Below are 13130 nucleotides of genomic sequence, written 5' to 3' on the forward strand. Positions count from 1 at the left end.
TATAATATTGATTCACTATAGTTCTGCAAGCAGTTCATCAAGCTCTTGTGAGCTAAACTGCATTTGAGGAAAATCGGAAGGTGTGTAACCCCCAGCGTCAGAGGACTGACAGTGGTGAATTAGTTTGTGTAACGCTTCTACAAAACTCTGAGCGAGATTCTCAATCGTGGTTTGGTGATGAATATTCTCACAATAATTCCAATTCAGTTGTAGTTGACCCGAAGCAATCAACCCGTTAATGACTAACAAACGGTTTCGGCTTCCCTGTAGACTGCGCTCTGCTCCACTCGACTCTTGAGCTGGTTCAAACAGTGATGAGGAAGACAGAACTTGGTCAAATTGACCCAAATAATTAAATTTCACTTCAGCCTCAGGTAAAGCTTGCAATTGCTTGATAGTTTCTTCATCTTTGTTCAAATAGCGCAGCAACCCGTAGCCAATTCCTCGCTTTGGAATACCACGCAACTGCTCTTTCACCAACTTCAACGCTGCTCCAAGATTGTCAACTTCTTCTAAACTCAATAGCACTGGAAAATGGGTAGTGAACCAACCAACTGTGCGTGATAAATCCACATCAGCAAAAATTTCCTCACGTCCATGACCTTCGAGTTCAACTAATAGCAATTTTTCTCCCGTCCACTGTGCAAATGCTTGCACTAGTGCAGTTAACAATACATCATTGATTTGCGTCCCGTAGGCAGCTGGAACCTTTTGCAGCAGGGCTTGGGTTTCTTCCACACTGAGTTTTATTGATATTGTCTTTTCTGACACTAGTGTGTTTTCGTTGCCCAAATAGTCTACTGGCAAACAAGGAACAAGTTTTTTAGCTTGACTCAACCAGTAGTCCAGTTCTTGGTGAACTGCTGCTGAGTGGGTGTACTCTGTGAGTTTTTCAGCCCATTGTTTAAATGAAGTTGTTTTCGCTGGTAGTTGTATTACCTCACCTCGTTCTAGTTGTTCGTAGGCTGTTTGCAGATCCTCTAACAAAATTCGCCAAGAGACACCATCAACAGCTAGGTGGTGGATGATAATCAACAGCTTACTGGGTTTGTTTTTACCAAACTCAAAGAAAGCAACACGTACTAAAGGCCCTAACAACAGGTTTAAACTGGTTTGCAACTGATTTACTGTTGTTTCTATAACTGATTTACCATCCACTTCGGACAACGCCGACAAATCCAATCTGATAAATGGTGTGATTTCTTCCGCATCAGCGTTAATCTGTTGCCAACCTGATTCAGCCTTGACAAAACGTAGACGTAGTGCGTCGTGATGCAGGAGTAAATGCTGCACTGCTTTCTCCAATAGTACTGGAGCGTTCGTCAAAGATGTTGCTAAAGGCATCACTTGTTGCACTTGCAGCAAAATTGCTTGGTTCCAGTGATGAGGAACGGGCTGATTTTGTTCAAAGAACCAATGCTGAATCGGGGTGAGAGGCATTTGACCTGTTACCAGTCCTTGTTCAGCTTGAGTAACTCTATTAGTGTCAGCTACTGCTGCTAAATCAGCAACTGTCTGATGTTCAAACAATTGCTTAGGAGTCAGCTTGAGACCTTGCTGATTAGCTCTGGCAACAATCTGAATACTGATGATGGAGTCACCACCCAACTCAAAGAAGTTATCGTGAATACTCACCTGTTGGACTTTCAGGACTTGCGCCCAAATCTGGGCTAATATTTCCTCTTTTGCAGTGCGTGGTGCAACATAAGCTGCTTTCAACTCAGGTCTTGTCGTATTGGGTGCTGGCAGCATTTGGCGATTCACTTTGCCATTAGCTGTCAAAGGCAAAGCCTTGAGCTGCACAAAAAAAGCAGGCAGTATATACTCAGGCAGCAACTCAAGCAGAAATTGGCGCAGTTCGGTACTTGCGGGAGCCGCTTCATGTTTAGGCACTACATAAGCTACTAAACGTTTATTCCCCGTTTCATCCTCCTGGGCTATCACCACGGTTTCACTGACAGCTGGGTGTTTCAATAATGCAGTTTCAATTTCCCCTAACTCAATGCGGAAGCCGTGGACTTTAACTTGGTTGTCAATTCGTCCCAAAAATTCGATGTTACCATCGCTGAGATAACGAACTAAGTCTCCGGTTTTGTACAGGCGTTTCCCAGGATTAAAAGGGTCGTTAATAAATTTCTCAGCAGTTAAATCTCGTCGGTGCAAATAACCCCGTGCTAAACAAGCACCACCAATGTGAAGTTCTCCAGGTACTCCCATTGGGACTAATTGCCCCAGAGAGTCGAGCAGATAAATTTGGGTGTTAGGGAGTGGACGACCAATAGGAACTGTTTCATATTCCTCGCTAGTTGCTTCCTTACTGACTTTGAAGGTTGTCACACCTACGGTGGTTTCGGTTGGCCCATAGTGATTAATAATTTCGCACTCTGGTGCTAACTGCCGAATCTGCTCAATCAAATTCCAACTTGTTGCTTCACCTCCTAGTACTAGCCGTTGGCGGGGTAAAATTTGCTTGTTTGTCTGTGATGTTAGTAAGGCTTTTAAGTGGGTAGGCACAATCTTGAGGCAGTCGATCGCATAGCGGTGAAAGTAATCTGCCAAAGCTTGGGGATCGGCAGCGCGATCGCTAGAAATTACATGCAGACATCCGCCACGACACAAGGAAGGAAATATCGCGGTGTTACCTAAGTCTGCGGCAAAGGTGGAAACAGTAGCAAAACTGGCATCAGGCGGAAGATTCAGGATTTCTTGGATACTATGCAGGTAGTTAAGTAATTGCTGATGCTCAACAACAACGCCTTTAGGCACACCTGTAGAACCAGAGGTGTAAATGACATATGCTGAATTTTCCGATTTCACCTGACTGGTTAGATTTTCGCTGGCTTGTTGATTAATGACTTGCCAATCGCTATCTAGGCTAACTATCTGTGCTGTGCTTTCTGAAAGACGCTCAACCAAATGCTGTTGTGTTAGCAATATTGGTACTTGAGCATCTTGCGATCGCCAGGTAATACTAGAAGTTGGTAAGGTGGGGTCTAATGGTAGGTAAGCTCCACCTGCTTTGAGGATACCAAGAAGTCCCACGATTATTTCTAGGGATCGCTCTACGCACAGCCCAACTACAACTTCTGGCTTGACTCCCAGTTTTTGTAAGTAATGAGCTAGTTGATTAGCTTTGCGGTTCAGTTGTGCATAAGTCAATTGCTGGTCTTCAAAGACAACAGCAATGTTGTTGGGTGTTTTTTCAACCTGTTCTGTAAATAGTTGGTGAATGCATTTATCTTTTGGATAATTAATCTGCGTTTGGTTCAATACTAGCAATTGTTGGCGATCGCTAGCGCTAATCATTTCTAATTGACTAATTTTCTGTGCTGGGTTGGCAGTTGCACTTGTTAATAAAGTTTGAAAGTATCCGGCTAAACGCTCAATAGTATCGTTCGAGAAGTAATTAACATCGTAGTAGAACTCTGCAACCAAAGAGTTTTGATGCTGAGTACAAGTTAATTTAACTTTAAATGGTTCAATGCAACTAGAGAATTTTTCTAGCGAAAATGAAACATTATTGGCAAAGCATTTTTCTGGTAATTGCTCAAACTCAAAACCAATGGGAAATGCTAAAATATTACCCTTTTCTACGGATTCAGGGACAAAATAATCCTGCCATTCTATAGCATCATCTAGAGTTTTTCTATCAAGTTCTAAGACTTCTTGGAAGCGTAAATCTGGTATGAAATGAGTTTTAATTGGTATCCAGGTAGCAAGCAGTCCTAAGACATCATTGAGTTCTTCATATTCTCTGCGATCGCAAGCTGTGCCAATGACAATCTCTGACTCTCCTGTGAGTCGCCAAATCAGCGTTTGCCAACAGGCCAATAACACGACAGCAACAGTGGTATCATACTTGAGTGCTAAGTTTTCAATTGCTATCAGTTTAGAACTGATTACTAACTGGAAACAGTCTATTTCAAATGCAGATTTTTTCAAACACTTATTTTCAAAAGGTAACTTTATTGTAGCTAACGAAGCTATTTTTTGCTGAAACCAGTATTCATTAGCAGTAGGAGCATCCTCATCTGTAAGTAATTCATTTTGCCATTCGGAAAATTGTATGAATTGCACAGCTTCATTGTCAATTTTCTGTTCTTCTACACAGCAATAATAAGAATGACTAATTTCATTAACTAAATTCTTAATCGTTTGAGTATCTGCACAAATAGCAGGTAAGTAAATCAGTAAACTATATTTTTGATTAGACAGTTTAACTAAAATCATACGTAGTATTAAACCTTGCTCAAGGTCAAAAACTTTGTATTTATTCTCCTGAAAAACTTCCTCAACTTTCGATGACTGTTCTTGTTGATAACAATCACTTAAATCAATATATTGCCATAATAATGAACTACTATCAAGCACAATCATAATAGGAGTCTTAACACCAGGTAAGCGAGAAAATCTGGTTCTAAGAATTTCATGTCGATTCACGATTTGCTGTATAGCCGCCTTTAAAACTTCTGGTTGGAGATGACCTTCTACTAAAATGGAACCTTGAGTTAAGTAAGCATCACTATCTTGTTGCAATAACCAAAGACGTTTTTGTCCAGAAGAAAGTCGAAAACCATTAATAGTTTCAATGATCATTTACTTCCTCCTTGACTGCTTTGGTAAGCAATGTGTTGGCTTTGAATCATTTCTCCCATTGCTACCACAATTTTGCGTTGTCCTAAATAGGGATAGCGTCCGTGTGCAACCAGCATATTATCTAACATTAAGATGTCTCCTTTTTGCCAATGAAAGCTCGTCTTTGACTGTTGATAAACCTCATTAATTTCGGCAATGTCTGAATCTTCTATAGGAGTTCCATCACCGTAATAAACATTACGTGGCAACTTATTATTCGTAAATAAAGATAATAAAGATTCTCGAACTTCCATATCTAAATAAGATACGTGATGTAGTTGGATTTGATTGAAAAATACCAAATCACTTGTTTTGGGATGTACTGCTATTGCTGGACGTATTTGGCGAGTTACTAAACCGTTATTATCATCCCATTCAAAATCAATGCCAGCTTGACTACAATGATTTTCTATTACAGCTTTATCATCGGTACGAAAGAAGTCTTGCCAACTTACGTCTAAACCATCTGTGAAATTACGAACATACATTAGTTGTTTTTCAACTAATTTTTTTCGTAGCTGAGGATTGAGGATTTGGTAAGCTTTCCGACAGTCAACTATCGGCGTTTCTCCGCCTTGTTGTGCTGGTTGTACGCAGAAAAACCAAATTTTTAATGGACAACGATGCAAGTGAGAGCTTTCATTGTGAAAGAGGATAGCTTTGTTTGATGGATAGGGAGTAGAACCGTAAACTTTACCACTGATGCCTTCACGGGGCAAATCGCCATACTGATTGAATAATTTAGGAGAAATAGCTTCAGCTAAATTTTCAAAGCCAACTGAATCTGCGATTCCAAAATCTCGGAAAAGGATTGCACCATGATGTAGTAACTTTGTTTCTATAAACTCATGGTTATTTTTAGCCCAATTTATATTATCAAAGATATCACAGTTTGGAGTTATTATTAAAGGAAATTTTTCACTATTTGGGAAACATCGAGTCTTAATCAAAGTATCTTGTGACAATTTGATGGCTTGAGGCTGAACTGCTTTAAATTTATTAATTTTGGCAGTTTTTTTCTGAATTTTTGTCACAGCTTGTTGTTCGAGTTCAGTTTCTGTTAATATTTCTAAAGTATTAATTCGGGCATCAGGGTTTGCCACAATACTATTTAATAACGTTGTTAAATGACCTGATAAGCGAGCAATGGTACTACGATCAAAAAGGTGAGAGTTGTAGTGCCAGTAGTTCCTCACCAATCCTTGCTCTGTTTCCACTATAAAAAGAGCCAAATCAAACTTTGCACTCTCGTGGTCACTCTTAAGTGGACTGAGAGTCAGTCCTGGAATCTCAAGAGTATGATTGAGAAATCCATTCTCCATGACGAATAACATCTCAAACATTTGCGTTTGGCTCAGATGTCTATCGGGCAGTAATTCTTTCACCAGCTTGGCGAAGGGTAGATTTTGATGGTCATATGCCCCTAAAGTCACTTCTCGCACCCGAGCCAACAGTTCCCAAAAAGTGGGATTACCTCCAAGGTTGGTACGTAAAAGCAATATGTTAACGAAAAACCCGATTAACCCCTGAGTTCCAACCTGATTCCGGTTCGAGACATCAGTAGCAACCACAATCTCGTCTTGCATAGTGTAACGGTGCAACAGCATTGTTAAGGCAGCCAACAGAATCATAAAAAGGGTAACATTCTCTTGCTGGCTCAGTTTCTGGAGTTCTTGATACAGGTTTAAAGACAAATCAAAATTATAAGTTGCACCGCAAAAGCTTGGGACTGCTGAACGTGGTCTATCAGTAGGCAGCTTTGGTGAAGGCAAATTGCTACCTAATTGGTGTCGCCAGTAGTTCAGTTGATTTTCTAAGACTTCTCCCTGCAACCACTTTTGCTCCCAAATAGCATAGTCTACGTACTGGATAGGAAGTTTTGGCAGTGGAGAGGGCTTTCCATGAGAAAAGGCTTCGTAAAGAGCTGTTATCTCACGAATGAGTACGTTTAAAGACCAACCATCAGAGATGATGTGGTGAATTGTCAACAATAACGCATACTCTGGTTCGGCTAGCCACAGTAGACTTACTCGCAGTAAAGGCTCTTTAGCTAGGTTAAAAGGCTGTTGAACTTGCTCATTAGCTAGTCGCAGAACCTCAACCTTTCTTCGTTCTGGAGGCAGTTTCTGTAAATCAATCACAGGTAATGTTACATCTAGATTAGGAGCAATAACTTGGAGCGGTTGCCCATTAACTACGCTAAACGTAGTTCGTAGCGCTTCGTGACGTTTTACTAGTTCATTAAAGCTTTGCTTTAGTGCTGGTACATTAATACATCCTGTTAAGTGTAAACCTTGAAAAATGTTATAGGCTATGTTGCCCGGTTGCAACTGGTCGAGAAACCACAGTCGCTGTTGAGCAAAAGATAAAGGAAAAGAGTTGGTTTCTCGACTATGATGAGGTATTTGTGGTTGCGAGAATACATTTTCTTTTTTTTGATTAAGCCGTTGCACAAGAAGCTTTAGTTTCTCTGGGGAGAGAGCAGCAATGCGTTGAGAAAGGTCACTCATAGTCGCAAAATTTAATGTGTGAGAAGATAAACGTAATTATGGCGTTTATTGATGTCGAAGTTCCATACTGCTGGAGGTACTTATATTCGCCAAAATTCTCTTTTGATAAGTAGGTCGGCGTGAATGTTTATCATTGGAATGAGGCAAGAGGGAAGAGAGTTTGAGTCTATTTAATTTTTATTAACACTTGTATTTTAAAGTACTCACATTTATTAGCCTGTAAAATTTAAATGCTTCAGCATAACATCTAATAAAGCTTTTTCAACATTTGTAAGTTCTGGGTGATATAAGTCCAACAATAAAACCACTCTATCTTCTTGACTTTGATTCCAGGCTTCGTGTTCAAAACTATTCTCAAAAAATAAAGTCTTACCTCTAGTCCAACTTCGCGTTTCTCCGCCAACTTTTATGCCACAATCTTTTGGAATTGTTATGCCTAATTGACATGTTAAAGAAATATTTAAGTTATCAATATGTGATGGTAAGACAACTCCAGGTTTCATCACAATAAATACCACTTCACCAAAAGAGTATAGAAAACAATTTAGTTGAGATATAAATTTTCCTGTTCTAGGAAAAAGAGATAAACCTACTTCCGTAAATTTCCCATGTCTCCAAATTACATAATATTTCCAGTCTTCATCTTTATTTTTAAATGATTCACCAAATATTTCGCTTGGCTTTAAACGTGGAATTATATTATACCCCGAATGCAAATAATTAAACCACTCATCTGCTATATCTGTATATCCATTTTCGAGAATTTGAGAAACGAATTTTAACGTATCATTTTCATCAGATTCATGCCAGGGTTTATGAGTAATATCAGGATATACAAAGCTTGTGTTATCTGTATAATTGAGAGTTGATTTAGTTATCATTTTTACGTAATATCTTAAAGCTTTCTCAAAGCGATAAATTTTTTGTTGGAGATAAAAAGGTTTTAATAAATGTATAAAGAAAATGAATAAATTCATTTTTATTGAATTATAATTAAGCATTTGTTTTATCCTGAAATATTACAAAGTTGATTTTAGTATCTACCGTCCTTTAAATCACACCAATAGTAAATAGAACTTTGCCAATCCAAGGAAATTCTAAAACTAATGGTAAAAGATGACCTTTAATTGGAACTTTTTCTAAAAAAGATTGAAAAAATAATTCTGAGTTCCACTCATTTAATAAAAGGCTTCCCAGAGCGATGCTGTCTTCAAGATTTTTTACGTGATGCCACCAATTTGGCGGGATGTATAAAATTTCTCCTGATTTTAGGATAACTTCTACTGGAGTTGTCTTAACATACATTGGAAACTTGTCTAGATCTGGGTTGAAAACATTAACTCTTCCATCGTATAAAAACTCTTCTTGGTCTGGTGTAAATAATACTATTTGTTTGCTGCCTCTAATCATTCCCAACCATGCGGAACCATTATTGGGGTCTTTATGAAAACCGACTGATGTATCTTTATGACCTATAAATAGTTCAGGGTTATCTAATTCATATTTCCTTAAAAGATTTCTTGGTAGTCTCTGTAACCAATTGGGAAAGTAAATTGGTTCTTTAAAGTCTTCTAAAAGTTTTGGGTGATAAGAAATAAACCAGTTAGCTAAGTACAAACGTCTGTCACTATTACTAACAGTTATGTAATCTATGTAATCAGCAATAGTCATTACTGCCTCTGTTTTCATATTGTCTTTTTTCACAACACACTCGATTCCTCCGCACTCTGATTTGAAGAAATCAAAAGTCCACTTTTTCATAGCTGCCCAATCTTTCATAGCATCAGTAATGATCACAGGCTTGCCAACAGATGCATACTCTTGGAGAAAATCATCATAAGAGAGGTTACTACGACGGTCAACCACAGAAATTGGTGTCCATACTAATTTACATTGAGACTTATGCCACATTCTCTTCAGTAGATATATGACTAAATGTGTGACAAAAATCAGCCCAATTGCCAAAAATAGCAACTTAATAATTTCGGGAAAAGCAAGTGTTGATTGCATAGTTATATCCAGGTTATTTATTTGTAATTTTATGTTAATGTCAACTTTTAAAAACTTCTTTTAAATCAAACAGTTAGTATAAATTGTAATAAAATTTTCTCTATATTTGTTAGTTCAGGATGATATAACTCTAATAGTAAAATTACTCGTTCTTCCTGGCTGTAATTCCATGCTTCATGTTCAAAACTGTTATCAAAAAATAAAATATTTCCTTTTTTTAAGTTTCGTGTTTCACCGCCGACTTTTAAACCACAATTTTCTGGAAGTTTTATTCCTAAATGACATGTTAAAGAAGTATTCATGTCATCTTTGTGCGGTGGTATGTAAACACTTGGTTTCATAACAATCAATTCTACTAAACCATTAGCATATAGAAAAGGTTCTAACTTATGCAAAATCTTTACTGTTTTAGGAAAAAGAGCAAGACCTGTCTGTGTGAATTTACCTCCAAATCTTAATTGGTAGCCTTGCCAATCTTCATCCTTAAGATGTGAATATGCTTCACTTGCACTGAGAAGACTTACGACTTTTTGGTTAGATGACAAATGATTTAGCCACTCATTTTCTATGTCTTCAAATCCTTTTATTAGCGTATAATTTACCAACTGTAAAACGTCATAATCATCAGGTTCATACCAGGCTTTATGGGTAATTTCAGGATATAAAAAATCTTTTAATTTTTGAGATGTTTTATTGCTTTTAAAACCAATTATAAAAGACATCATAGCCTTTTGAAAGCGGTGAATATTATCTTTTCGATAAAATATTGTTATAAGCTTGATCAGTAAAAGAAAAAATATCATTTTCGCGTAATTTAACTTATTGAGCATAATCTACTCCTGAAAGTATTCAAAATTTTAGATTGCTGTTAATTACTTAATTAGATGAAGTAAGTATAGCTTGTACTTCTTTTTCTGATAATTGTTCAATATCTGCTAAGGCTTTAGCTAGTTCTTCTTGATCTGTCTGTTTTGCCAGTTTTTCTACAATCACCTCAGACAATGCAGCTATAGTTGAACCATTAAAAAAGCCTTTATAAGACAGTTCTATCTGGAAATATTGGCACAACCGAGCAATCAACTGAGTTGCAAATAAAGAATCTCCTCCCAACTCAAAGAAGTTGTCGTAAATGCCCACCTTTTCTATACTCAAAAGTTGTTGCCAAATATCTGCAATAGTTCGCTCAACTTCGTTGCGGGGGGCAACATAAGCATTCCCCAATTTGGGGCGGGGGTGAGTTGGTTGCGAACGAGTTAGTTGAGTTAATTCCTCTGCCAAAGATTTGGTAGATTCTTTTGGCTTCATCAAGGTTGGGAAATCTTGTGTCGATACAATGACCTGAGGCACTGTGCTATTACACAGAATGCGTCTAAAAGCCTCAATTGCCTCAAAACAGGTCATTCCTGCTGTCAATTCTTCTCCTGTGATCTCCTTATGCCGTGCTTCGACAGCAACTGCCATTCCTACACTGTTCCACCTATCCCAGTTAATGGATCTGATAAAAGTTCCATGTTTAAAAGTATTGTAGTGAGCAAATGCGTCAATGAAGGCATTTTCGGCAGTATAATCTACCATCCCAGAAGTGCCTAAAAATGAACTGAGTGATGAACAAAGTACAAAGAAATCCAGATCGTCATCTTTAAAGAGAGCTTCGAGTACCCGTATTCCTCTGACCTTCGGTGCTAATGTACTTACTGCCGCTTCTTTTGCTTTTAGTTGAATCATCCCTCCTCCTGAGACTGCGGCTGCATGGATCACACCATTAATTTGACTAAATTGCTGCTTGCTCTTTTTGAGTACTGCCGACATTTGTTCGAGATTGGTAACGTCAGCGCTGACTACCATAACTTCTGCACCCAGTGCTTCCATAGTCTGTAATTTCCGAATTTTAGAGCTTACAGCATTTTGCTGCTCGTGAGTGAATAGCCAATGTTCCCATTCTGAGCGGTTGGGAAAAGGCGATCGCCCAATCAGTATCAGTTTTGCCTGTACAATCTGTGCTAGATATTCTGCCAGTGCCAGACCGACACCCCCTAATCCACCAGTAATTAGGTAAACTCCTTTCTCTGTTAAGCGTTGTTTGCTTTCACCCACTTGATTCAAACGGACTGGTTCAAAATCTTGTACCCAGCGATGATGTCCACGGTAAGCTATCACCTGATCAGATGTTTGGGTTTGTAGCTCGTTGAGGAGTTGGTCTATAAGTTTTTCCTCTTGCCGACTTTCTGCCGAGGGAATAACTACATCAATGCTCCGACAGGTTATGTTTGAGTATTCTTGTGGAATGACCTTACATGGTCCGAGTACGAGTGCCTTCTCTGGGCACAGTACGTCTGAACCTGTCACTTCCTGCATATTGTTTGAAATTACCTCAATTTGAAGAGAATCTGTTTGATTATTTTCCCCAAGTGCCTGGGTGAGAAACAGCAGGCTCCAAAAACTTAGAGCTTCAGACTTTTCCAGGTAATCAATTGCCAATTCTCCATAACTGTTCGGCGTGACATTCCATAAATGAACAATCTTTTTCAGGGTTTTGTTCAGTGAGCGAAGTTCTTTAAGCAGGGCATCATAGTCATCCCTTTGTCGGGGATTAATCGTATACAGACGATCGCTTAAGCGGTTAAACTGTTCCCCAACGCTTACGGTAATGACATCCTGACCCTCAAGTATCAGCCGCTTCACCATTGTTTCACCAAAGCCACACTCATCCACAAACACTAACCAGCAGTTCGGCTGAGTCGCGTTAACACTCGATTTAAAAGGCTGCGGTGGCATAGAGCGTTTCCAGGATGGGATATAAAACCAGTCAGCAATATCCGGCTTTTTGTTTAATAAGACTTGATGGTTCTGGTCAACATTCTTTTGCTCAAAGGTCGCGGTAAATGCGACAGGTGCTGAGTCAGTTGCTAACGCAGAAACCTGAGCCACTAAAATCTGTTCTCCGAAAGTTTCGGTTTCTGAAATAGCTGCTACCTCAATAAATCCATTCGAGTGCAGTGCTTCCTGCCACTGCTGCTGTGACAAAAACGGATTCCCCTGGCTGCGTTGTTCATCCTCTAGGGGATTCATCAGCAGACCATCCGTGATGTCGAAGTCTAATTGAGGTTGAGTGATCTCCCATAATAATAAGAATCCACCAGGAGCTAACAACGAGCGTACATGCTCAAGGGTTGTTTTTATATTCTGGGTTACGTGCAACACATTGACTGCTACCACCACATCATAGCTGTGGCTAGAATACCCTTGCTCAGTAGGAGGTTTCTCAATGTCTAGGAAACGATATGCAACAAATGGATAATCGCTAAACTTCTGTCGGGCTTGGTTTAGGAACAAACCACCGACATCTGTAAAAGTGTAGGTTGTTTGTTTTAGGGGCAATATAGGTAGCAATTCATCTGTGGCGATACCTTGTCCACCCCCAATCTCTAGAATTCTTAGGTTCAGATTAGGTGGCAGTGACTTCACCACCGCCATCAAGCTTGCCCGCATAATTTCTTTTAAGTGAGTATTTAGGGGCGACTCTGGATTTGAACTTCCTGCTTTGTTGTTTGCTGCCGCAAAGTACAACCCCAATGGTTCTTGTTCACCAATTAATACATCTGCCAAATTTTCTCCACATTGTTGGACGATATTTACCAATTCTGGTGTATTTGCCCATCTGACTCTAACTTCTTCTACCAGAGTATTAACAGAGTCTGCTGACAATGGCACAAGGTTGGTATACTGTCCTTGCTTTTGTTGCAGCTGACGTTGCTCTATTAGTACATCCAGCCAGCGATACAATAATTGTTGATAGCGAGGAATAATATGACATTGCTCAAACAACTCCTCAAAGGAATATTTTTTGTCAGGATTACTAAAAGCACCTAAACGCCTTAAAGCCTGGTTCATGTAAGAAATACATAAACGCTCTAACCATTGTTTGTTCTCCAAATAAGTTTGTGCATCAAGTTTTGAGAAGCTGGCATAAGACTG

At 39.1% G+C, this 13130-nt stretch carries 6 protein-coding genes; all 6 read right to left on the reverse strand.

Annotation, left to right across the window (positions count from 1 at the left end; genetic code table 11):
• Window positions 1-15: 15 nt before the first annotated feature.
• The 6 genes from V7K56_RS05975 to V7K56_RS36960 all read right to left on the reverse strand — a co-directional run bounded on the left by V7K56_RS05975 (window position 16) and on the right by V7K56_RS36960 (window position 13046).
• Entirely contained in the window at window positions 16-4596 is a 4581-nt protein-coding gene (locus tag V7K56_RS05975) for an amino acid adenylation domain-containing protein (RefSeq protein WP_334908528.1), read from the reverse strand.
• Window positions 4593-7145 (reverse strand): condensation domain-containing protein, encoded by a 2553-nt coding sequence (locus tag V7K56_RS05980; RefSeq protein ID WP_334908530.1) that lies wholly within the window; start codon window positions 7143-7145, stop codon window positions 4593-4595. Before V7K56_RS05980 ends, V7K56_RS05975 begins: the two co-directional genes overlap by 4 nt.
• A gap of 212 nt (window positions 7146-7357) precedes the next feature.
• Window positions 7358-8146: an aspartyl/asparaginyl beta-hydroxylase domain-containing protein gene (locus V7K56_RS05985; RefSeq protein ID WP_334908531.1), complete on the reverse strand. Its 789-nt coding sequence runs from the start codon at window positions 8144-8146 to the stop codon at window positions 7358-7360.
• Between the two features lie 49 nt (window positions 8147-8195).
• Entirely contained in the window at window positions 8196-9155 is a 960-nt protein-coding gene (locus V7K56_RS05990) for a cupin-like domain-containing protein (RefSeq protein WP_334908533.1), read from the reverse strand.
• 65 nt (window positions 9156-9220) lie between these two features.
• On the reverse strand, window positions 9221-9985 hold the full coding sequence (locus V7K56_RS05995; protein ID WP_334908536.1) for an aspartyl/asparaginyl beta-hydroxylase domain-containing protein: 765 nt from the start codon (window positions 9983-9985) through the stop codon (window positions 9221-9223).
• A 46-nt stretch (window positions 9986-10031) separates the two neighbouring features.
• On the reverse strand, window positions 10032-13046 hold the full coding sequence (locus tag V7K56_RS36960; RefSeq protein WP_442939926.1) for a KR domain-containing protein: 3015 nt from the start codon (window positions 13044-13046) through the stop codon (window positions 10032-10034).
• Window positions 13047-13130: the final 84 nt, after the last annotated feature.

Source organism: Nostoc sp. (genome assembly GCF_036917535.1).
Lineage (GTDB): Bacteria > Cyanobacteriota > Cyanobacteriia > Cyanobacteriales > Nostocaceae > Nostoc.